The organism is Pseudomonas sp. Z1-29 (assembly GCF_051131995.1).
Classification (GTDB): domain Bacteria; phylum Pseudomonadota; class Gammaproteobacteria; order Pseudomonadales; family Pseudomonadaceae; genus Aquipseudomonas.
In genome coordinates this window covers 1,331,781-1,351,705 of the sequence record NZ_CP071645.1, presented here as the reverse complement: position 1 = coordinate 1,351,705, position 19,925 = coordinate 1,331,781, and the positions used below count along the sequence as shown (strand labels likewise).

Here is a 19,925-nt window from a genome sequence, read left to right as displayed (position 1 = left end):
TCGCGGTGAGGGTTACTTCACAAATGTTGGCGGCTCAGGCCACACCAATTGGTCAGGATGTTCCACCGTTTCAGGAATATCCCGCAACGCCTTACGGTAGGCGGTGACCTGGGCTAACTGGACAGCAGTGGCCGGGTAATCCGGTAGTTGGGTAAAGTCAGTCGCTCGCAGAAGCTGATCGCGACGGGTACGAACTGCAGCCCATTCGATGTCAGGCGAAGGCACAGCGAGCGCAAATTCTGCGTTGTTATCTTCAGGGAAATCAGACATATCAACTCCTTAACTAAAAACCACTGTTTCAGCCAGCGATAGTTTTGTTTTCAAATCACCGAGTTTAAACAAACGGCCGTTTCCTACACGCATGGTGTCGATACGTATAGTGGTGTAATAAATACTCGGAATCAGAATACGCATCACAACATTACCGTTCGTATCAACGTAACAAGCAGGTGTCATGTTGCCAAACGTGGCAACATTCTGCAGGGTACGAGTGGGTTGATAGCAATAGCCGACCAGCGTTTCTTCGATGATTTTCGCAGTGCCGTAACTGTAACCTTTTATGTTGAACCAGAACATTTCCGAGTTCACATTGATGTTCAGCGGAACTTTGAAATGTATATAGACGTTTGCACTGGTACCCAAGTCGGTTAGCACAAAATCGCCTTGCGCGCCCACCCCCTGTACACCTCCGGTACCTGAGACAAAACCTTGCAGCAGATTACGACGAATCGTCCCCAGCGCTGCTGGATCGCCTTCAACGTCCTTGAGACTCCTCCATTCATTAAACTGCTCCAGTGCGGTGGCCATGGTACTGTTGATACTGCCGATCTTTCCATTGACCGCCGTGGTCAAGTTATTGGCCGCTGATACCAGCGACGCGATAGTGGTTTCCAGGCTCACATTCAGGTTCCTTGTACTATTTGATTATTTAGCTTCGAGCGCCATCACCCGAAACATCAGGCCAACGTGCCGCGCCATATTGTCGATATTGGCGGTAGCCAACGTGGCGATTTCTTCACTCAATAGAATGTTCAGGTTGTCGGACCCGATCACCACCGTGACGCTTTGCGCCGGCAATGGTGAAATATCCAGCGTGAACTTTTGCAATACTCGCGCGGCCGCCGCTTTGTAGGTCAGCAACTTTCCAGCCACCGAATACACCGCTAGCAACGTGCCGGTAGAAAGATAGAAACCGAACTCGCCAATCTCATATTCATCCGCCCCCTCAAACAAAGCGGCCATTCTCAGCTGCCCTGGATCAAGGTCCTCGTAATCCACGATCGGCACACGCTGCCGCTCATTACGAAGCGCCGTTTCCGATCCGCTGGGATCGTAGCGAGCGGTGCCGGCACCGATGTGAGTGATCTCACCTTTCAAGCCTTGGTTCTTTGCCTGCAACACTTCGGCCAAGCCGGCGGAAGTGAAGCGAACCAAGCGCGTAATGTCTTCTGTCATGGCTGCGCCCTGAGGTCGTAATCGTTAATGGTGTAGGGTTGAAAAAAACCGGTACTGATAAGGCGCACATCAAGATCAATTGATGGCAGCGCTCCGTCCAGGAACAGTTCCCCTTCGCTCAAGGCTCCGTCTGCGACTGATGCCAGCGCCAGGCTGCCGTTCGTTTGATGTACAAGCGTGATGGTGGCCTGGTCACGCTCGCTCTTGGCGGCATTGATTCGCCGTATCAAGCGATTGTGATCGCCACTGGACCAACTGCGACCGATGACCGCTTGCACATCAAAGGTGTAGGGCTGAGCAAGCGGTTGTTGCTCATACCAAGCGGTGACCTTGGGTGTGAACCCCATAGATTCGACGGCATGATTCAGCGCCTGACGCGTGCCGGCCTGACGCTGGATCTGCCAGGACAACGAAACGGTCAAGCGCTTTTCCAGATCATTGGCTGCCGCGTCCCATTCACTGACTCCACGATCCGCCGCCAGATACGGCAGGAACGTCAAAGGCGTTCCGCGCGGATTCATCAGCTCGGGAAACGGTGGATCGATGCGTTCGAGCAACCGGGCGAAGCCGAGATCAAGTGCCTTCTCCAGCGGTGAGCTGTTGACCGGCAGCAGGCTTGGGCGATGTGTGTCGTCACTCATAACGTATCCACCTCAACCTCGACGCCCGTGCAATACGGGGCCTGGAAAGCCGTCGTGACAATCGGCTCCAGCGGTTCGAGAATTTCAAGCTGGACCGCGCCGGCGCTGTGCAGCGTGTAGTCGATCCAGCTCGGATCCACGCGGCCTTCCAGGCGATGACAGGCCTCGGCGTATTCGCGCAACTGCTGCTGTGCGGCAGCCTGGGTCAGGCCTGAATCCGGACCGGGGTTGATCTTTGCCACGACGCGGATTCTGTAGTTCTTGATCTGCGCGGGCTGGACGATGACCCGGTCCGTTTCCGGTCGCACATCGGGCCGGGCGAAATGCTCGCGCACGCCGGCGAGCAGCGCCTCGGACGGCGTGCCGTCGCCCACTCGGGACAGCACCGTGACCGTGACTTCGCCGGGTGCCGTACGGCGTCCGTTGCCGTCCTTGATCTGGGCTGCATGGCTATCCGGGTCGAAGGTGTAGCTGACTGTCACCAGCCCCGCCGAGGCGCTTTCAACTTTCACGACGGGACGTTGCCCCAGGGTGAAAATCTCCCGCCGATACTGCATGCGGGAACCGGCTGCCGGGGCGTGGGGCGCCAGGTAATAGCGCAACCGGGCGTCCTCGTCGCTCTCGTAGACCGGAGCGATGGGCGGGAATGCCGCGGGGTCGCCCGGGTCGAGCAATTGACGTTCAAGCCCCATGTCCGCGAGGCGAGCATCGAGATTGCTGCCCGTGGCCCACCACGCCAGCATCTGCTTGATGCGGGCGTTGTATTTGCGTTCGTGGGTTTGCAGCCGGACGCAGAATGCCTCAAGGGCAAGGGTCAGCAACTCACTTTCGTTTTCGAGACTGTCGACCAGCCTCGCGGCGCTTGCGGGAGAGCGCGCGGCAACGTACTCAACCACGAAGGTCTTGAACTCGGCGAGCAGGTCCTCGAACGCTTCGACGGTAACGATAGCCGGTTCGGCCAGTTGGTTCTGGCCGGGAATCAGCATGCTCATGTCACCACCTCGAAGGTCTGTTTGCGGTTTTTCCAGGTGCCGGCGAAGCGCAACAGCAAACCAGCCCCCTGTCGATTGGCGACGATGACTTGCGGCTCGAAATCGTCGATGCCGTTGTGCGGGTTGTAGAACGCCTGCGCTGCGTGGCTTTGGGCGAGTAGCAGCAGGTCGTCACCGAGGTTTTGCCCGAGCAGCTCGGTCAAGGCGCTGCCGTACAGGGGGCGCTTCTGACGGGTACCCAACGGGGTGGTCAACGCCCGGGTGGCGCGCTGCACGAATTGCAGCCAGTCGTCGACCGTCGCGCCGGTGTTGCGATCGATTCCAATCATGGGAAATCCTTTATGCGGTACTGATTACGCGTCCCTGGTGATCCACCAGCGGGCCGCTGAAATGCACGCCTGTCGCGTCGATACGCAAACCGCCGGCGCCCAGCTGCAACTCGATGGCCTGGGGTGTCATCGCCAATCGCGCCGGGCCAATGCTCAACTGGAGCGATTCACGGGAACCGCTGAACGTCGCCGGGCCGTTTTCCCAATGCAGGACATGACTGGCGTGGTCGTAGCCGTTTTCCGTGCCGTCCTGATAGAGGCGACGCGTCAGCGAGGCCTGGGTCGAGACGGGTGGAAACTGGCCGCCGTTAAGGCCGAACAACGCCACCGTCTGTCCGCCGCTGTCGCCGCCGCCATGGTTGAACAGCAGGCATTGCTCGCCCACGGACGGAATCCGCGACTCGCTCTGGGCGCCGGCGCTCGGGTTGAAAAAACGGATCGCCGGCGTCACCAGCCCGCCGTGACTGACCTTGCAAGTGTTGCTGGCCGCATCGACTTCCTGGCAAACGCCGATGCGGCAAAAACTCTCTGCACGCCGATGCAGGTCCTCAAACTCGGTTTCCATCTGCGCCAGACGCTCGATGATCGGCGCCAGATGCATCTGTAACAGCGCATCAAACATGGCTCAGCCCTCGAGCGCGGTGTATTGGTCCGGGTCGTCGATGTCCGAGACTTCCCAGGTACGGGCGAATTTCGGAATACCCAGCGGGTCCTCCAGCAATGTCGGGCCGAGGTACAGCGTCTGGATGAATGAAAGGGTCCAGGCGGCGTACGCGCGGGTTTCGCTCCCAAAGGTCGACGCGACGCCATCGATGTACGTGGGCGGGTCGCATTGATCACCCGGCAGATTCCAGCGGTTGTCGACGACACGCTGCTTCAGTTCGCAGCCCAGGTCGCACGCTGTCGACGCCGTTCCAGACGACACGACTTGCAGGGAAACCGTCAGGGCATGGGCGATTCGCCCTTCGCTGGAACGCTGGCCCACCGCATCACGCTCGATGGCGAGCAACACCCAGGGCGGGTCGCCAATGTCGTTGAAATCCTGGAGGCTCCCGACGTTCAAGCCAGGCATGGCAGTTCGCAACGTTTCGGCAATGGCGGTCAACAGCTGCGAAGGTTTTTCGAGGACGGCAGGCATCAAGGCCTCCTGTTTTTTATGGCGGCACGAAGATCAGCAGTGGGAATCAATGTGGGTCGGAACGGGAATCGCGCGGCGGTAGCTCACTGATGCCAATCCGCTTGGCGGCCCAACGCTCGTAAAGCCCGATGGCCACGTCAGCCCCGGCCATCGCGGTCAGGCAACCGAAGGCACCGGCGGCCCAGATCGACAGGCCCATGGCGTACAACAGCATGATCGCCGAGACGCCACAGATCATGCAGGCGCCGGAGCGCAGGGCCAGGCGCCGCAGCAGTGACCAGCCACGGGCGCCCTCCTTGTCGGCACGCCACATCTCGCCAGTCACCCCGCCCACCAGGGCGAGCACGATGACCAGCCAGATCGGCATGTCCAGCAACGCTTGTTGCTCGTTTGTCATGTCTCGTTTCCTGGGGAGATGGATGAAAGAACGGGGGGCAGGCCTGGACAGCCAGATAACGTTCTACAGTCGCTCAACGATTACGTTGTCGATAAAGGCATAGTTGGCATACGGATTCTGCTCATTGGAAAAAGCCAGGGTTGTCTGAGGCGAGGTCGCGATGAAGTCATACGTAATAGTGCTCCACTCAACAGCTCTACCTTTTGCTGAAGGGGTGTTGAAAGTGACACTTTGGCCCGCCACTTTTATTTGGATAACACCTTCACCGGAACGACTTGCGTAACGCGAATTACCTGCGCTGAAGGTCAAGCGGTACTTGGCGCCAACGGAGGTTGCAAAGTTCTGCTGAATGCCGCCGCCGTTGCTATAGATATAGTTAGCCAAGTCGACAATTACGACGCCATCCGCCGCCAGGGAACCGCCAATCGAAGCGGGCAGGTTGAAATACTCGGCTCCAGACAGGAACGTCGTCCAACCCGTAATGAAGTTGGCTTGCGCTGGAGTATTCAATATGCAACTTGCGCTGCAGCCTGGTTGTTCGAAGCTACCGTTGACCAGAAGGTTGGCAGCAACAGCGTTGCCTCCGACACCGAACAGGACGCCGCAGAGCATCAGCGGGGTAGCGTATTTCTTGAAACGATTCATGATCCACCTGTTGAGTTAGTGATTGATTGCACGGTTGATACATTGCTCGCCGGCGTTCACTCGAGGCTCAACGGCCTTCACATGATTCAATGTCCCGCAACGGGGACACTTGATCTGGAGTTCGGTGTTCTCGCCCATGCGGGCCAGAAGTCTTTTGCAGTGACCGCATCTGAAATCCTTCAGCATTTAAAGCCCTCCCACTGGCGGCGGTTTGAAGTGCCTCGCGGCACAGGCATTCCAAAAAGCCCGGTCGCCCAGGCTTTTCAGTAATGCGCTTGATCTTTCGGCGCGACTGGCGCGGTACGGATCCATTCAAATTGTTCCTCCGACCGCGGTCCCTGCCCGCCGGATAACTGCTTCTGGTGCTTTACGCTGCACACCCGGGTCAGTTGCCAACCCTCTGAACCGTTAAGGCCGGTTCATCGCTGCCTGTTGGTGGAACTAAAGAGCTTTGTTGCCAGCCGCTTTGTCGAGCGGCTTGGACACAGAATATGCACGGATGCATATACAGTCAATGCGTAAATGCATTTATTTATGCACAAGGAATGCGCAAATGCATGGAGGCCGCGTAAGTACCGGGTTTGAAGGTGTCCAGGAGGCGAAAAAAAACCCGCACGACGGCGGGTTTTATCTGACAGCGGAAGGGTTAACGGGCGTACATGCCCCACCAGAAGACGTGACCGAGGATGACGATCTGCTCGTCCTGCATTTCCTGGAAGGTGTAGTCCTCGTCCGGGTGTTCATCGCGGTTGAAGCTGCGCAGGCGGATGCCGGTTGGCAGGCGGTAAAGCTGCTTCACCCGCAGTTGGCCGTTGTGGTTGATGGCGTAGAGGTCACCGTCGACGATGTCGCCGATCCCGCATTTGCCCGCGTTCACCCCGACCGTGGCGCCGTCGCGCAGCACCGGCAACATGCTGTTGCCGCGCACCGTCACGCACTTGGCCTGGTCGAACTGCACGCCGTTGTGGCGCAGGCTGCGCTTGCCGAAACGCAGGCTTGAGCGCTCGCTTTCCTCGATGACGAATCTTCCTGATCCAGCAGCCAATTCAACCTCACGCAGAAAAGGAACGGACACCTCGTCTTCCTCGACGGGCGTGTCATCGTCCCACAGGCTTATGTCCTTGAGTTCGGAATGTGGCTCTTCGCGGCGGCTGTTGCCGGCAGGCGCAACGTCGACCCGCCCGCGCAACTGGTCGGTGCTCACAGCGAAATATTCGGCGATCTTCGAGATGTGTTTATCCGAAGGGTCGACGATCTTGCCGCTGAGGATCCGCGAGAGGGTGGACTGAGGCACGCCGGTACGCCGGTGAAGCTCCGTGGGGGAGATCCCGTGCTGATCGAGCAATGCTCTTAATACGGTAGAAACGTTGCGTTTTTGCATAACGCGCATAATGCTTGTTCTTTTCGCGGAAGACAAATGCTGTTTTGCATAAATATGCAAACACTGTGCTTAAGCTCTGCCAGATGCTTTTGTGGCGAGGGAGCTTGCTCCCGCTTGAGTGCGCAGCGCTCACAAAAGGGGCTGCTGCGCAGCCCAGCGGGAGCAAGCTCCCTCGCCACGGGATTTGCCCTACACAGTTCTAGGAAAAACCTCCCACCCCGTCCTTCAAATGCGCATCGCGAGACTACGTTGCCTTGCGCCTCTGCCTACAACTACGCCAGAATCCGCCGGCTTGTGCGCCTTGGGCCCCACCGGTACTTTTGATCTTGTCACTGCCCATCAGTGATCGGGTTTAGTCGCTCGGCATTCCAAGGCGCTCATTGCTCCATTCAGTCAGGAACTCATATCCCTGCACTTGATGGTAGCTGTGCGCAGGGCGCCCTCGGGCGCGCCGGTTCCTTGGATCCCCGGTCGACTAACCTGCGTACAGCTGCCACCCCTCGTTTAGTCGCGAGTGAGTGGTGGCTCAACCTCAAGGATCCGAAAAGATGCCCCAGCACACACCCAACTCCCCGGACGAAGACCTCAAGCCAAAAGCCGACGAGGAAAGGTCCGATACCCTCTATCTAATTGCTCCCAACATCGACACCGAATGCCTGCTCGCCAACCTCAGCGAAACCCTGGCCTCGGCCAACGCCATGGTCAGCGATCTCGCGTTTGACCTGGAAGGCTCGCGACGACATATCGCCCTAGGGATCCTCCAGATGATCGAGCTGAGCCAGTTGCTGGCGAATCGGGCATTGGATGTGGTGGATCCCAGATAAAACAGGCCGATTCGACGAGAACAAAAAAAGCCTGCATGTCGCCAGGCTGTTCATTCAAGAAGGACAACCCCCTATGGCGAGGCGGCTTGCTCCCGCCGGGTTACGCGGTTACCCCGTTTCTAGCGGCCGCTGCGCCCCCAAAGCGGGAGCAAGCTCCCCCGCCACGTCGTTATCAACTATAAATGGGCAGCAATAAGCACAAAGAGGCCTGGGGAGTTCGATACAAACAGTCAGACCATCGAAAAGGGATCGGATTAATGACGGAGAATGCCGATACACGCAGCCGGCTACTGGCCTCAGCAGACCAAGCCGTCCATGAAGACGCATTGCGCTTCGCTCGGTCCAATAAAAAAGCAATCGCGAAGCGACTGACAGATAAGGCTCTTTATCCGCCAGAGGAAGCGCCCGTGTCAGTTTTTATGGCAGGCTCTCCGGGCGCCGGTAAAACCGAGGCATCAATAGCGTTGGTGAATCTGTTCGCAGATTCAGCGATCCTACGCATAGACGCAGATGAGCTACGAAGCGAGTTTCCAGCTTACGCTGGAGCAAACTCCTGGCTTTTTCAGGGAGGAGTTTCGATTCTGGTCGATAAAATGTTGGATTTCGCATTGGATCAAAGGCAGTCCTTCATCCTTGATGGAACGTTTTCCAACATAGACGTAGCAAGACGAAACGTAGATCGCTCCTTGAGAAAAGGCCGATTCGTACAAATTCTTTATGTATATCAGTCGCCTGTACTCGCCTGGGGATTCGTTAATGCTCGCGAGGCGGCCGAAGGCAGGAGGATCCGCAAAGAACATTTCATCAAGCAATATTTCGCCGCACGTGACGTAGTGAACGCGCTTAAGCTAGAGTATCGCGGCGATGTCCATGTGGACCTGTTACTCAAACATATCGACAATTCGGGACGACTTTACAAAGCTGGTGTCGATAAAATTGACTACCATATCCCTGAGCAACACACGCGGGCCGACCTAGAGGCCATGCTCGAGCCACCATCAGGAGGGCACCTATGATTTCGATCAAGCTGGGCTTGTCCAAAGGAACCAAAAGCACCTTTGCCGATTTTATTCGTAATGCTAAATCGGACCAAAAAAAACGTGTTTATAGCGAGGTTTTGACAGAGGCTACCAAGCAGCAAAACCTGGTGATGATGCAGGCCGAGGCGAAACGAGGCTGATATCAAAATTCAAGAGAAGCCCGACTACATGTCGGGCTTTTTGTTGCCAGATTTACCTGGCCAGAGGGTTTTCCGCCACATTCTGGGACAACAATCGAAGCCACTCATCCCTGGGTCGCACCAGACCGCCCATGTTAACCTTGCGCCCATCGCGGAAAAGCCGGGCCGATGCCCCTCCTTTTGCCCCACACCTTTCAACGAGCTTTGCCTGACACCCATGAATACAGCCGTGAACGACTTGTCCTCCCACACACCGATGATGCAGCAATACTGGCGCCTGAAGAACCAGCACCCCGATCAGCTGATGTTCTATCGCATGGGCGACTTCTACGAGATCTTCTACGAGGACGCGAAGAAGGCCGCCAAGCTGTTGGACATCACCCTGACGGCGCGTGGGCAATCGGCGGGCATGGCGATTCCGATGTGTGGGATTCCTTACCACGCGGCGGAAGGCTACCTGGCGAAACTGGTCAAGCTGGGCGAGTCCGTGGTGATTTGCGAACAAGTCGGCGATCCGGCCACCAGCAAGGGCCCGGTGGAGCGCCAGGTCGTGCGGATCATCACCCCGGGCACAGTCAGTGACGAGGCATTGCTGGATGAACGTCGGGACAACCTGATCGCCGCCGTCCTCGGCGACGAGCGCCTGTTCGGCCTGGCCGTGCTGGACATCACCAGCGGCAACTTCTCGGTATTGGAAATCAAGGGCTGGGAAAACCTGCTGGCGGAACTGGAGCGGGTCAATCCGGTGGAGTTGTTGATCCCGGATGACTGGCCCAAAGACCTGCCAGCGGAAAAACGCCGTGGCGTACGTCGCCGGGCGCCGTGGGATTTCGAGCGCGACTCGGCGTTGAAAAGCCTCTGCCAGCAGTTTTCCACCCAGGACCTCAAGGGCTTCGGCTGCGAGAACCTGACCCTGGCCATCGGCGCCGCCGGCTGCCTGCTGGCCTACGCCAAGGAAACCCAGCGCACCGCCCTGCCCCATCTGCGCAGCCTGCGTCACGAACGCCTGGATGACACGGTCGTGCTGGACGGCGCGAGCCGACGCAACCTGGAACTGGACACCAACCTGGCCGGTGGCCGCGATAACACCCTGCAATCGGTAGTCGATCGCTGCCAGACCGCCATGGGCAGCCGCCTGCTGACCCGCTGGCTGAACCGACCGCTGCGGGACCTGACGGTACTGCAAGCACGCCAGTCTTCCATTACTTGCCTGCTGGACCGGTATCGTTTCGAGCAGCTGCAACCGCAGCTCAAGGAAATCGGCGATATCGAGCGGATCCTCGCGCGGATCGGCCTGCGCAACGCCCGTCCTCGCGACCTGGCGCGCCTGCGCGACGCCCTCGGCGCGCTGCCCGAACTTCAGCTGGCGATGACCGACCTTGAAGCACCTCACCTGCAGCAGCTGGCGTGCACCACCAGCACCTACCCGGAACTGGCCGCGCTGCTGGAAAAAGCCATTATCGACAATCCGCCAGCGGTAATTCGGGACGGCGGCGTGCTGAAAACCGGTTACGACGCCGAACTCGACGAGCTGCAATCGCTGAGCGAAAACGCCGGCCAATTCCTGATCGACCTCGAAGCCCGGGAAAAGGCCCGTACCGGCCTTGCCAACCTCAAGGTCGGCTACAACCGCATCCATGGCTACTTCATCGAGCTGCCGAGCAAGCAGGCCGAGCAAGCCCCGGCCGATTACATTCGCCGCCAGACCCTCAAGGGCGCCGAGCGTTTCATCACGCCGGAACTCAAGGCTTTCGAAGACAAGGCCCTGTCAGCCAAGAGTCGTGCCCTCGCCCGGGAAAAGATGCTCTACGAAGCGCTGCTCGAAGACCTGATCAGCCAGCTCCCACCGTTGCAGGACACCGCCGCCGCCCTGGCGGAACTGGACGTGTTGAGTAACCTGGCCGAACGCGCGCTGAACCTGGACCTCAATTGCCCACGCTTCGTCAGCGAGCCGTGCATGCGCATCAGCCAGGGTCGTCACCCGGTGGTCGAGCAGGTATTGACCACGCCGTTCGTGGCCAACGACCTGAGCCTGGACGACAATACTCGCATGCTGGTGATCACCGGTCCGAACATGGGCGGTAAATCCACCTACATGCGCCAGACCGCGCTGATTGTGCTGCTGGCTCACATCGGCAGCTTCGTCCCGGCGGCCAGTTGCGAACTGTCCCTGGTGGACCGGATCTTCACCCGGATCGGCTCCAGCGATGACCTGGCCGGTGGGCGTTCGACCTTCATGGTGGAAATGAGCGAAACCGCGAACATCCTGCACAATGCCACCGAGCGCAGCCTGGTGCTGATGGACGAAGTCGGTCGCGGCACCAGCACCTTCGACGGCCTGTCCCTGGCCTGGGCGGCCGCTGAACGTCTGGCCCAGTTGCGCGCTTATACGCTGTTCGCCACGCACTATTTCGAATTGACGGTGTTGCCGGAGAGCCAGCCGCTGGTGGCCAACGTCCACCTCAACGCCACCGAGCACAACGAACGCATCGTGTTCCTTCACCACGTACTGCCCGGCCCGGCCAGCCAGAGCTACGGCCTGGCGGTGGCACAACTGGCCGGTGTGCCGAGCGACGTCATCACCCGCGCTCGCGAGCACCTCAGTCGCCTGGAGACCACCAGCTTGCCGCACGAGGTACCGCGCCCGACCAAAGGCAAACCGGCCGCGCCGCAGCAAAGCGACCTGTTCGCCAGCCTGCCGCATCCGGTGCTCGACGAACTGGCCAAGCTCGACCTCGACGACATGACCCCGCGCCGGGCGCTGGATTTACTCTATACATTGAAGACACGGGTCTAACGCACAGGCTTTCAAGCTGTTAGAATCTCGCGCGGTTTGGGATGCTGTGGCCTATTAGCCTGGGTTTGCAGACAATCGCTCCCGAACCTCGCGACCCCTACCGTGATGGGGCTTCGCCGCAGCCGCCTGAGGAGAGAATTAGAAATGACCTTCGTCGTCACCGACAACTGCATCAAGTGCAAGTACACCGACTGCGTAGAAGTCTGTCCGGTGGACTGCTTTTACGAAGGCCCGAACTTCCTGGTCATTCATCCGGACGAGTGCATCGACTGCGCCCTGTGTGAACCGGAATGCCCGGCGAACGCCATTTTCTCGGAAGACGAAGTGCCGGCCGGTATGGAAAACTTCATCGAGCTGAACGCCGAACTGGCGGATATCTGGCCGAACATCACCGAGAAGAAAGACGCCCTGCCCGACGCCGAAGAATGGGATGGCAAGCCTGGCAAGATCGCAGACCTGGAACGCTGATTACCCAGCGTTCGCTGAAAAGGCCCCTTGCGGGCCTTTTTGCTGCCTGGAACAAAATCGCGGGCAAAAAAAAGGGGCGGTTTGACCCGCCCACATTTTTTCCATAATCCCTTTAATCCTTTTCATCGTCCTGATGAATCGCGTCCTGCGATGTCCTTCCTGTCCCATCGTCCTTGACGGGTGTGTCTGTCCGTCGACACAGGATTGATATTAGTGTTTTCCCAAACGAGTGCAATGCCTCGGCGGCGCTCCGCCGGCACTGTCACGAGCCATTCACACTTATGAAAATCTTTTAAAAACAGTTAGTTGCATGTTTATGAAACGCTTTATTAGCAATCTGTCCCATCGTCGTGGAACCGAACGCTTACGTAACACTAGGCAAAAGCTTACAAACTGAAGCTACAAAATGGGCTGATGAGAAGTTCTCTCTGCGGCAAAAGCAAAAGCCCCGAACTCAGTCGGGGCTTTCTCTGCTGCGCTTGCCTGATTTACTGGAACAACGACTCGCTAGACAGGCCGTTCTTCTCCAGGATCTCCCGGAGGCGCTTGAGGCCTTCGACCTGGATCTGCCTGACCCGCTCACGGGTCAAACCAATCTCCAGACCCACGTCTTCAAGGGTGCTGCTTTCATGACCGCGCAAGCCGAAGCGGCGGATCACCACTTCCCGTTGCTTGTCCGTGAGCTCCGAAAGCCATTGGTCGATGCTTTGGGACAAGTCATCATCCTGGAGCAACTCGCATGGATCGGTCGGACGATCGTCGGTAAGGGTGTCGAGCAGCGTCTTGTCCGAGTCTGGCCCCAGTGAAACGTCAACCGATGAGACCCGCTCGTTGAGACCGAGCATGCGCTTGACCTCGCCCACCGGTTTTTCCAGCAGGTTGGCGATTTCCTCGGGTGAAGGTTCGTGATCGAGCTTCTGGGTCAACTCGCGGGCGGCTCGCAGGTAGACGTTGAGCTCCTTGACCACGTGGATCGGCAGCCGGATGGTCCGGGTCTGATTCATGATCGCCCGTTCGATGGTCTGGCGGATCCACCAGGTCGCATAGGTCGAGAAACGGAAGCCGCGCTCAGGGTCGAACTTCTCGACGGCGCGAATCAGGCCCAGGTTGCCCTCTTCGATCAGGTCCAGCAGCGAAAGCCCACGATTGACGTAGCGTCGGGCGATTTTCACCACTAGGCGCAGGTTGCTTTCAATCATGCGTTTTCGACCCGCCGGGTCGCCACTTTGCGACAAGCGCGCAAAATGAACTTCTTCCTCGGGGGAGAGCAATGGTGAGAAGCCGATTTCGTTGAGGTACAGCTGAGTGGCGTCCAGCGCCCGGGTGTAATCGATGTACTTATGTTGTTTAAGTGAAGCGGAGTGTTTGGATTTGGCACGAACGGAAGGTGGAGTCGCCCCTTCATCATTCGACATCGAATCCATAGCGATGCCGGTCTCCATAAGGAGGACCTCATCGTCGATGTCAAACTCCGGCACTTCTTTACTGAGAGCCATTGTTATAGTCCTTTGGTGAGTTCGACCTCAAGCTCAAGCGACGCCTTTATCCTTGGCAACGCTGGAGCCTGTTCCCTCTACGCGACGGAACAGGCTGACAAGCAAATCAACGACGTGGCAGGAATTGCAGCGGATCCACAGGTTTACCTTGTCGGCGAATCTCAAAATGCAGTTTCACTCGATCCGTACCCGTTGAGCCCATTTCGGCAATTGTCTGTCCGACCTTGACCTGCTGCCCCTCCCGAACCAACAGCCTGCGGTTGTGACCGTAGGCACTGACGTAGGTATCGCTGTGTTTGATGATCACGAGTTCGCCGTAGCCCCTTAAACCACTCCCGGCGTACACGACCGTGCCATCAGACGCTGCCAAAACAGGCTGTCCCAAATCCCCGGCGATATCAATTCCTTTATTCAAACTACCGTTTGAAGAGAATTTTCCAATGAGAACGCCATTAGAAGGCCATCCCCAGCCGGTCGGGGCGGGGCCCGCCGGAGGCATCGGAGCGGGTGCCGGCTTGTTCGCGACGGACGGTACAGTCGCCGTTGCGGCACCGGCCGGACGACGGATAACCGTGGTTTTGCTCGAGGATGACGGGGTCGAACCCGACTGCGTCACGACCGCGGTAGGCGTTGAGGCACTGCGACCGTCAAAGCGAATTGTCTGACCCGGATGGATCGTATAAGGCGCAGGAATGTTGTTGCGAGCCGCGAGGGCTTTATAGTCCCAGCCGTAGCGAAACGCGATGGAAAACAGCGTATCGCCGCGACGGACTACATACTGACCGGTCGTCACTGTAGGCCGCTGCGGTGTCGCATTGTTGCGATCGACCACCCGGACATTACCCGACGGAGTACTGGAACAACCGACCAGCAAGGTACTCAAGAGAAGGCCAGTCACCAGGCGCTTGAAGCTCGTGATACCCATACGCTGCGCAATGACTGTGAGACTCACCCGCCGCTCCCTTTGTGGTGGCTGAAAAAATTGCACACTGCCTGTCCAGGCAGAAATATTGCCCCGTGGCGAGCCGACACCACGCTTCTATAAAGGAAGCGCGAAAAGCTGCCGCACACGTTTGCTCGACGCTGTTGAACGCTGTTTGGCAAACCAGCGCTTGTCGAACAGCTGCTGCCGTAAGACACATGTCGTGCCCCGGAATTCAGCGTCTGTCTATAAATGCTCAGGCCAATGGCCCGTTGAGCAACGGCACGAAACGCACCGCCCCGAGGACGTGTCGTGAAAAACCGTGTTCTTCACGCACAATCAACATCAGTTGCTGGACTTCGCCCGCACCCACCGGAATCACCAGTCGCCCGCCGGGAGCGAGTTGGTCCAGCAGAGCCTGGGGAACATCGGTGGCAACGGCCGTGACGATGATGCCGTTATAAGGCGCCAGCGCCGGCCAGCCTTCCCAACCGTCGCCCCAGCGAAACACCACGTTGCGCAGGTTCAGCTCCACCAGGCGCTCCTTGGCGCGATCCTGCAGGACCTTGATTCGCTCCACGGAAAACACCCGCTCCACCAACTGCGACAATACCGCGGTCTGGTAACCCGAGCCCGTGCCGATCTCCAGCACCTTGTCCAGCGGCCCCGCCTCCAGCAGCAACTCGCTCATGCGAGCCACCATGTAGGGCTGGGAAATGGTCTGGTTGTGGCCGATCGGCAACGCCGTGTCTTCATAGGCGCGATGGGCCAACGCTTCATCGACGAAAAGATGACGCGGCGTACGGCGAATCACCTCGAGCACCTGGGCGTTGGACAAGCCTTCTTCGTACAGCCGCTGGATCAACCGTTCCCGAGTCCGCTGGGAGGTCATGCCAATTCCGCGGCGCAGCATATCGTCTTGTTCACGACCCATCAGCGCAGCCCCTCCAGCCAGCCATCGAGACTTCGAAAGGCATCGTTGAAAGTGCGATCGAGCTGCAAGGGTGTGATCGAGACATAGCCCTGCATCACTGCATGGAAGTCGGTGCCAGGCCCGCCGTCTTCGGCATCGCCGGCGGCGGCGATCCAGTACCCGGCCTTGCCGCGCGGGTCGACGACATGCATCGGCCTGGCAGCCCGGGCGCGGTGACCCAGGCGAGTGAGCTGGATGCCACGGATATGATCAAGCGGCAGATTCGGGATATTCACGTTCAGCACCGTACGCGGCGGCAGGTCCAGCTCGCCGTGGGCCTGCACCAGTTTGCGGGCGAAGTAGGCGGCAGTGGGCAAATTGTCGACCTGCCGTGAAACAAACGAAAAGGCAAACGACGTATGGTTGAGGAAACGACCTTCCAGGGCGGCGGCGACCGTTCCGGAATACAGTACGTCATCGCCCAGGTTGGCCCCCAGGTTTATCCCGGAAACCACCATGTCGGGCTCGCGCTCCAGCAGGCCGTTCAGGCCCAGGTGCACGCAATCGGTCGGCGTACCGTTGAGGCTGATGAAACCGTTGTCCAGGTAGCAGGGATGCAGCGGACGGTCGAGCGTCAGCGAGCTGCTCGCGCCGCTTTTGTCCTGGTCCGGGGCGATGACCACGCACTCGGCAAAATCCGCCAGCGCAGCATAAAGCGCGGCAAGACCGGGTGCTGTCACCCCGTCGTCGTTAGAAATCAGAATACGCATGGGCTGTCCGTCTGCCCCACCGGCACCAGATCGACGAGTTCGCGCACCAAGACAGTGGCGAAACATCCGGCCGGCAGGACGAATTCCAATTGCAGAATGTCAGGCGAGGGATAATGCCACGACAGCCCGCCAATGGGCAGTCGCAGGATGCGACGTTCGTGACTCATTCCCGCGTTTATCAACCAGTCCCGCAGATCGGCCTCGTCCGCGGCGATGGCTTGCTCCAATTCGAAGGTTGCCCCGGCGGCGGGCGAAGGTCCTTCGCCCCACTGCGGCCCGGTCGGGTGCAGATCGAGAATGGCCAGGCGCGGATCGCTGCACTCAGCCTCACCGGCTGGAAAAAAACTGCGGCTGTCGGTAAAGGCGAGCAAGTCGCCCACCTGGGCTTGCCGCCAGGTACCGTCGGCGACTCGCGCCGCCAGCACCCGGTTGAACAGAAAGCTGCGCGCGGTGGACAACAGCCGAGAACGCACGTTGCGCTGCTCCGGCAAAGCCTTGCGCGCCGCCCAGGCACGGGCATCGACGACGTTGCCGCCGTCATGGCCAAAGCGCTGGGCACCAAAATAATTCGGAATGCCTTGAAGGGCGATGTGTTGCAGACGTGTCTCGATAGCCTCTTTGTCGCCCGAGAATTGGGTCAGGCGCAAGGTAAAGCCATTGGCCGAGTGCGCGCCGCGCTGCAGCTTGCGTCTGTGGCGTGCGGTCTTGAGGATCTTCAGCGTATCGTTTTCTGCCGTCGACAGGTCTGGGTCGGCCTTGCCGGGCAATTGCACGCTGAACCATTGCCGGGTCAGGGCCTGACGATCCTTGAGCCCGGCGTAGCTGACCGTGCGCAAAGGAACGCCGGCGGCCTTGGCGATTCGCCGGGCAGCCTCCTCGGTATTCAAGCCGCGTTTTTCCACCCAGATCCACAGATGCTCGCCATCACCGGACAACGGGATATCAAGCACTTCGTCGACCTGGAAATCCTCGGCGGTAGCCTTCAGTACCGCACGGCCCAATGTCTCACCGTAGGCCCGCGGGCCCAAGAGTTCCAGTTCGGTCATGGGCGCTGCAACAAGGCGACGGAATGGACGGCGATGCCTTCTTCGCGACCAACGAAACCAAGCTTCTCGGTCGTGGTGGCCTTGACGTTCACCTGGTCCAGCTCAACCTGGAGATCCTCGGCAATCCGCTGGCGCATCGCTTCGATGTGCGGCGCCATCTTGGGGGCCTGGGCAATAATGGTGTTGTCGACATTGGCGACGACCCAGCCCTTGGCGTGGATCAACGCGACCACGTGGCGCAGCAGTACACGGCTGTCAGCGCCTTTGAATTGCGGGTCGGTGTCCGGGAAATGCTTGCCGATGTCGCCCAGGGCAGCCGCGCCGAGCAGAGCGTCGCTCAAGGCGTGCAGCAACACGTCACCGTCAGAATGCGCAAGCAGCCCGAAGCCGTGTGCGATACGCACGCCGCCCAGAGTAATGAAGTCGCCTTCAGCGAAACGGTGAACATCGTAGCCGTGGCCAATACGCATAAAAAAACGCCCCGATTTTTGTCAGGGCGTGATTCTACCTGCATTAGGCGTTCAGAGCGCGCGCATGATGCTGCAAGTGTTCATCAATAAAGCTGGCGATGAAGAAATAGCTGTGGTCGTAGCCTGGTTGCAAGCGCAACTCCAGCGGATGACCGGCCGCTTTGGCCGCCTGCTGCAAAGCTTCGGGCTTGAGCTGATTGGCCAGGAAATCATCGCGGTCACCCTGATCCACCAGCAGTGGCAGCTTTTCCTGCGCTTCGGCAATCAATGCACAGGCATCCCACTCACGCCATTTCGAGCGGTCTTCCCCCAGGTAACGGGAAAAAGCCTTCTGCCCCCACGGGCAATCCATCGGGTTGTTGATTGGTGAAAAAGCCGACACCGAACGGTAACGCCCAGGGTTGCGCAAGGCGCAGACCAGCGCGCCATGGCCGCCCATGGAATGACCGCTGATGCCGCGTTTATCCGAGGCAGGGAAATGTGCTTCGACCAAGGTCGGCAATTCCTGCACCACATAATCATGCATCCGATAGTGCCGCGCCCAAGGATCCTGCGTGGCGTTCACATAAAAACCCGCGCCCAGGCCGAAATCCCAGGCGCCGTCCGGATCGCCCGGCACGTCGGCGCCGCGGGGGCTGGTGTCCGGCGCGACGATGATCAGCCCCAACTCGGCGGCCATGCGCTGGGCACCGGCCTTGTGCATGAAGTTTTCATCGGTGCAGGTCAGTCCGGCCAACCAGTACAGCACCGGCAGCTTGCCGCCCTGCTCGGCTTGCGGCGGCAGGTAGACGGCAAAGACCATGTCACAACCGAGCACTTCGGAACGGTGGCGGTAACGTTTGTGCCAGCCGCCGAAGCTTTTCTGGCAGGAGATGTTTTCCAGGCTCATGACCGACCTCAGAAATGAATAACGGTACGGATGCTCTTGCCTTCGTGCATCAGGTCGAATGCCTTGTTGATATCTTCCAGGCCCATGGTGTGGGTGATGAAAGTATCCAGCGGGATCTCGCCCTTTTCGGCCATTTCCACATAGCTTGGCAACTCGCTGCGACCACGCACGCCGCCAAAGGCCGAACCGCGCCAGACGCGGCCGGTCACCAGCTGGAATGGACGGGTGGCAATTTCCTGGCCGGCCCCGGCCACGCCGATGATCACCGACTCGCCCCAGCCCTTGTGGCAGCATTCCAGCGCGGCGCGCATCAACTGGACATTGCCGATGCATTCAAAGGAGAAGTCCACGCCGCCATCGGTCATGTCGACGATGACTTCCTGGATCGGGCGATCGAAGTCTTTCGGGTTGACGCAATCGGTCGCGCCGAGCTGCCTGGCGATCTCGAACTTGGCCGGGTTGATGTCGATGGCGATGATGCGCGAGGCCTTGGCTTTCACCGCGCCGATCACTGCCGACAGGCCGATGCCGCCCAGGCCGAAGATTGCCACGGTGTCCCCTGGCTTGACCTTGGCGGTGTTGAGCACGGCGCCGATGCCGGTGGTGACACCGCAGCCCAGCAGGCAGACTTTTTCCAGCGGCGCTTCTTTTGGAATCTTCGCTACGGAGATTTCCGGCAGCACGGTGTATTCAGAGAACGTCGAAGTGCCCATGTAGTGGAAAATTGTCTCGCCCTTGTAGGAAAAGCGCGAAGTGCCGTCCGGCATCAGGCCTTTGCCCTGGGTGGCGCGAATCGCCTGACACAGGTTGGTCTTGCCCGACTTGCAGAATTTGCACTGGCCGCACTCCGGTGTGTACAGCGGAATCACATGGTCACCCACCGCCACCGAAGTCACGCCTTCGCCAATGGCCTCGACGATCGCGCCGCCTTCATGACCGAGGATCGACGGGAAGATCCCCTCCGGGTCGGCGCCCGACAACGTGTAGGCGTCGGTATGGCAAACGCCCGAAGCCACCACGCGCAACAGCACCTCGCCGGCTTTCGGCATGGCGACGTCGACTTCAACGATTTCCAGGGGTTTCTTGGCCTCGAAGGCAACGGCGGCGCGCGACTTGATCATTCGGATTCTCCGGCAAATAAAAACAAGACCGGGAGTGTAATCCTTCGCCGA

At 59.1% G+C, this 19,925-nt stretch carries 25 protein-coding genes; 5 read left to right on the top strand and 20 right to left on the bottom strand.

The genetic code is table 11. The features are described from left to right. Positions 1–12: 12 nt before the first annotated feature. From J3P84_RS06325 to J3P84_RS06270, 12 genes are all read right to left on the bottom strand, one after another. Positions 13–270 carry a tail fiber assembly protein gene (locus tag J3P84_RS06325; protein WP_434628744.1) on the bottom strand — a complete coding sequence of 86 codons (258 nt, stop codon included), beginning with the start codon at positions 268–270 and terminating at the stop codon, positions 13–15. A gap of 9 nt (positions 271–279) precedes the next feature. Beyond that, complete coding sequence (locus tag J3P84_RS06320; RefSeq protein ID WP_434628742.1) at positions 280–900, bottom strand: hypothetical protein; 621 nt, start codon at positions 898–900, stop codon at positions 280–282. Positions 901–924: 24 nt separating this feature from the next. After that, positions 925–1,455 carry a hypothetical protein gene (locus J3P84_RS06315; protein ID WP_434628740.1) on the bottom strand — a complete coding sequence of 177 codons (531 nt, stop codon included), beginning with the start codon at positions 1,453–1,455 and terminating at the stop codon, positions 925–927. After that, positions 1,452–2,096, bottom strand: coding sequence for a phage tail protein I (locus J3P84_RS06310; RefSeq protein WP_434628738.1), 645 nt, complete (start codon positions 2,094–2,096; stop codon positions 1,452–1,454). Before J3P84_RS06310 ends, J3P84_RS06315 begins: the two co-directional genes overlap by 4 nt. Continuing rightward, positions 2,093–3,088, bottom strand: a complete 996-nt coding sequence (locus J3P84_RS06305; RefSeq protein ID WP_434628736.1) for a baseplate J/gp47 family protein — start codon at positions 3,086–3,088, stop codon at positions 2,093–2,095. Before J3P84_RS06305 ends, J3P84_RS06310 begins: the two co-directional genes overlap by 4 nt. Then, positions 3,085–3,417: a phage baseplate protein gene (locus tag J3P84_RS06300; RefSeq protein WP_434628734.1), complete on the bottom strand. Its 333-nt coding sequence runs from the start codon at positions 3,415–3,417 to the stop codon at positions 3,085–3,087. The genes J3P84_RS06305 and J3P84_RS06300 overlap by 4 nt, the downstream gene beginning before the upstream one ends. Before the next feature lie 10 nt (positions 3,418–3,427). Next, positions 3,428–4,039 carry a phage baseplate assembly protein V gene (locus J3P84_RS06295; protein WP_434628732.1) on the bottom strand — a complete coding sequence of 204 codons (612 nt, stop codon included), beginning with the start codon at positions 4,037–4,039 and terminating at the stop codon, positions 3,428–3,430. Between the two features lie 3 nt (positions 4,040–4,042). Then, positions 4,043–4,555, bottom strand: a complete 513-nt coding sequence (locus J3P84_RS06290; protein WP_434628730.1) for a hypothetical protein — start codon at positions 4,553–4,555, stop codon at positions 4,043–4,045. Positions 4,556–4,601: 46 nt separating this feature from the next. Next, complete coding sequence (locus J3P84_RS06285; protein ID WP_434628728.1) at positions 4,602–4,952, bottom strand: phage holin family protein; 351 nt, start codon at positions 4,950–4,952, stop codon at positions 4,602–4,604. Between the two features lie 63 nt (positions 4,953–5,015). Continuing rightward, positions 5,016–5,597: a DUF642 domain-containing protein gene (locus J3P84_RS06280; protein WP_434628726.1), complete on the bottom strand. Its 582-nt coding sequence runs from the start codon at positions 5,595–5,597 to the stop codon at positions 5,016–5,018. 15 nt (positions 5,598–5,612) lie between these two features. After that, positions 5,613–5,783, bottom strand: coding sequence for a Com family DNA-binding transcriptional regulator (locus J3P84_RS06275; protein WP_434572148.1), 171 nt, complete (start codon positions 5,781–5,783; stop codon positions 5,613–5,615). A gap of 460 nt (positions 5,784–6,243) precedes the next feature. Next, complete coding sequence (locus J3P84_RS06270) at positions 6,244–6,978, bottom strand: LexA family transcriptional regulator (RefSeq protein WP_305501185.1); 735 nt, start codon at positions 6,976–6,978, stop codon at positions 6,244–6,246. Positions 6,979–7,526: 548 nt separating this feature from the next. Between J3P84_RS06270 and J3P84_RS06265 the strand changes: the two genes are divergently transcribed. From J3P84_RS06265 to fdxA, 5 genes are all read left to right on the top strand, one after another. Beyond that, positions 7,527–7,802 carry a DUF6124 family protein gene (locus tag J3P84_RS06265; RefSeq protein WP_434628724.1) on the top strand — a complete coding sequence of 92 codons (276 nt, stop codon included), beginning with the start codon at positions 7,527–7,529 and terminating at the stop codon, positions 7,800–7,802. 257 nt (positions 7,803–8,059) lie between these two features. Beyond that, entirely contained in the window at positions 8,060–8,818 is a 759-nt protein-coding gene (locus J3P84_RS06260; RefSeq protein ID WP_434628722.1) for a zeta toxin family protein, read from the top strand. Beyond that, positions 8,815–8,982: a hypothetical protein gene (locus J3P84_RS06255; RefSeq protein ID WP_305499122.1), complete on the top strand. Its 168-nt coding sequence runs from the start codon at positions 8,815–8,817 to the stop codon at positions 8,980–8,982. The genes J3P84_RS06260 and J3P84_RS06255 overlap by 4 nt, the downstream gene beginning before the upstream one ends. Before the next feature lie 229 nt (positions 8,983–9,211). Then, positions 9,212–11,779: a DNA mismatch repair protein MutS gene (gene mutS / locus J3P84_RS06250; RefSeq protein WP_434628719.1), complete on the top strand. Its 2,568-nt coding sequence runs from the start codon at positions 9,212–9,214 to the stop codon at positions 11,777–11,779. A 144-nt stretch (positions 11,780–11,923) separates the two neighbouring features. Next, complete coding sequence (fdxA, locus tag J3P84_RS06245; RefSeq protein WP_003184854.1) at positions 11,924–12,247, top strand: ferredoxin FdxA; 324 nt, start codon at positions 11,924–11,926, stop codon at positions 12,245–12,247. A 488-nt stretch (positions 12,248–12,735) separates the two neighbouring features. On the opposite strand, the gene rpoS is transcribed toward fdxA, so the two are convergent. From rpoS to J3P84_RS06205, 8 genes are all read right to left on the bottom strand, one after another. After that, positions 12,736–13,743 carry an RNA polymerase sigma factor RpoS gene (gene rpoS / locus J3P84_RS06240; RefSeq protein ID WP_003198289.1) on the bottom strand — a complete coding sequence of 336 codons (1,008 nt, stop codon included), beginning with the start codon at positions 13,741–13,743 and terminating at the stop codon, positions 12,736–12,738. A 106-nt stretch (positions 13,744–13,849) separates the two neighbouring features. Further along, positions 13,850–14,695 carry a peptidoglycan DD-metalloendopeptidase family protein gene (locus J3P84_RS06235; protein WP_305499117.1) on the bottom strand — a complete coding sequence of 282 codons (846 nt, stop codon included), beginning with the start codon at positions 14,693–14,695 and terminating at the stop codon, positions 13,850–13,852. A 226-nt stretch (positions 14,696–14,921) separates the two neighbouring features. After that, entirely contained in the window at positions 14,922–15,557 is a 636-nt protein-coding gene (locus J3P84_RS06230) for a protein-L-isoaspartate(D-aspartate) O-methyltransferase (RefSeq protein ID WP_161796107.1), read from the bottom strand. Positions 15,558–15,598: 41 nt separating this feature from the next. After that, positions 15,599–16,348: a 5'/3'-nucleotidase SurE gene (surE, locus tag J3P84_RS06225; protein ID WP_305499115.1), complete on the bottom strand. Its 750-nt coding sequence runs from the start codon at positions 16,346–16,348 to the stop codon at positions 15,599–15,601. After that, positions 16,336–17,394 (bottom strand): tRNA pseudouridine(13) synthase TruD, encoded by a 1,059-nt coding sequence (truD, locus tag J3P84_RS06220; protein WP_434572140.1) that lies wholly within the window; start codon positions 17,392–17,394, stop codon positions 16,336–16,338. The genes surE and truD overlap by 13 nt, the downstream gene beginning before the upstream one ends. Continuing rightward, positions 17,391–17,864 carry a 2-C-methyl-D-erythritol 2,4-cyclodiphosphate synthase gene (ispF, locus tag J3P84_RS06215; RefSeq protein WP_305499111.1) on the bottom strand — a complete coding sequence of 158 codons (474 nt, stop codon included), beginning with the start codon at positions 17,862–17,864 and terminating at the stop codon, positions 17,391–17,393. The genes truD and ispF overlap by 4 nt, the downstream gene beginning before the upstream one ends. Before the next feature lie 43 nt (positions 17,865–17,907). Continuing rightward, positions 17,908–18,753, bottom strand: coding sequence for an S-formylglutathione hydrolase (gene fghA / locus J3P84_RS06210; RefSeq protein WP_434628716.1), 846 nt, complete (start codon positions 18,751–18,753; stop codon positions 17,908–17,910). Between the two features lie 8 nt (positions 18,754–18,761). Then, positions 18,762–19,874 carry an S-(hydroxymethyl)glutathione dehydrogenase/class III alcohol dehydrogenase gene (locus J3P84_RS06205; RefSeq protein ID WP_214915574.1) on the bottom strand — a complete coding sequence of 371 codons (1,113 nt, stop codon included), beginning with the start codon at positions 19,872–19,874 and terminating at the stop codon, positions 18,762–18,764. Positions 19,875–19,925: the final 51 nt, after the last annotated feature.

Excerpts from the sequence above, each read along its gene's own strand:
- J3P84_RS06280 (WP_434628726.1), bottom strand. The coding sequence starts at position 5,597 with ATGAATCGTTTCAAGAAATACGCTACCCCGCTGATGCTCTGCGGCGTC.
- J3P84_RS06300 (WP_434628734.1), bottom strand. The coding sequence starts at position 3,417 with ATGATTGGAATCGATCGCAACACCGGCGCGACGGTCGACGACTGGCTG.
- ispF (WP_305499111.1), bottom strand. The coding sequence starts at position 17,864 with ATGCGTATTGGCCACGGCTACGATGTTCACCGTTTCGCTGAAGGCGAC.
- J3P84_RS06310 (WP_434628738.1), bottom strand. The coding sequence starts at position 2,096 with ATGAGTGACGACACACATCGCCCAAGCCTGCTGCCGGTCAACAGCTCA.
- surE (WP_305499115.1), bottom strand. The coding sequence starts at position 16,348 with ATGCGTATTCTGATTTCTAACGACGACGGGGTGACAGCACCCGGTCTT.
- J3P84_RS06270 (WP_305501185.1), bottom strand. The coding sequence starts at position 6,978 with ATGCAAAAACGCAACGTTTCTACCGTATTAAGAGCATTGCTCGATCAG.
- J3P84_RS06255 (WP_305499122.1), top strand. The coding sequence starts at position 8,815 with ATGATTTCGATCAAGCTGGGCTTGTCCAAAGGAACCAAAAGCACCTTT.
- J3P84_RS06275 (WP_434572148.1), bottom strand. The coding sequence starts at position 5,783 with ATGCTGAAGGATTTCAGATGCGGTCACTGCAAAAGACTTCTGGCCCGC.
- J3P84_RS06295 (WP_434628732.1), bottom strand. The coding sequence starts at position 4,039 with ATGTTTGATGCGCTGTTACAGATGCATCTGGCGCCGATCATCGAGCGT.
- J3P84_RS06290 (WP_434628730.1), bottom strand. The coding sequence starts at position 4,555 with ATGCCTGCCGTCCTCGAAAAACCTTCGCAGCTGTTGACCGCCATTGCC.
- J3P84_RS06260 (WP_434628722.1), top strand. The coding sequence starts at position 8,060 with ATGACGGAGAATGCCGATACACGCAGCCGGCTACTGGCCTCAGCAGAC.
- truD (WP_434572140.1), bottom strand. The coding sequence starts at position 17,394 with ATGACCGAACTGGAACTCTTGGGCCCGCGGGCCTACGGTGAGACATTG.
- J3P84_RS06305 (WP_434628736.1), bottom strand. The coding sequence starts at position 3,088 with ATGAGCATGCTGATTCCCGGCCAGAACCAACTGGCCGAACCGGCTATC.
- J3P84_RS06285 (WP_434628728.1), bottom strand. The coding sequence starts at position 4,952 with ATGACAAACGAGCAACAAGCGTTGCTGGACATGCCGATCTGGCTGGTC.
- J3P84_RS06230 (WP_161796107.1), bottom strand. The coding sequence starts at position 15,557 with ATGACCTCCCAGCGGACTCGGGAACGGTTGATCCAGCGGCTGTACGAA.
- J3P84_RS06325 (WP_434628744.1), bottom strand. The coding sequence starts at position 270 with ATGTCTGATTTCCCTGAAGATAACAACGCAGAATTTGCGCTCGCTGTG.
- rpoS (WP_003198289.1), bottom strand. The coding sequence starts at position 13,743 with ATGGCTCTCAGTAAAGAAGTGCCGGAGTTTGACATCGACGATGAGGTC.
- fghA (WP_434628716.1), bottom strand. The coding sequence starts at position 18,753 with ATGAGCCTGGAAAACATCTCCTGCCAGAAAAGCTTCGGCGGCTGGCAC.
- fdxA (WP_003184854.1), top strand. The coding sequence starts at position 11,924 with ATGACCTTCGTCGTCACCGACAACTGCATCAAGTGCAAGTACACCGAC.
- J3P84_RS06265 (WP_434628724.1), top strand. The coding sequence starts at position 7,527 with ATGCCCCAGCACACACCCAACTCCCCGGACGAAGACCTCAAGCCAAAA.
- J3P84_RS06205 (WP_214915574.1), bottom strand. The coding sequence starts at position 19,874 with ATGATCAAGTCGCGCGCCGCCGTTGCCTTCGAGGCCAAGAAACCCCTG.
- J3P84_RS06315 (WP_434628740.1), bottom strand. The coding sequence starts at position 1,455 with ATGACAGAAGACATTACGCGCTTGGTTCGCTTCACTTCCGCCGGCTTG.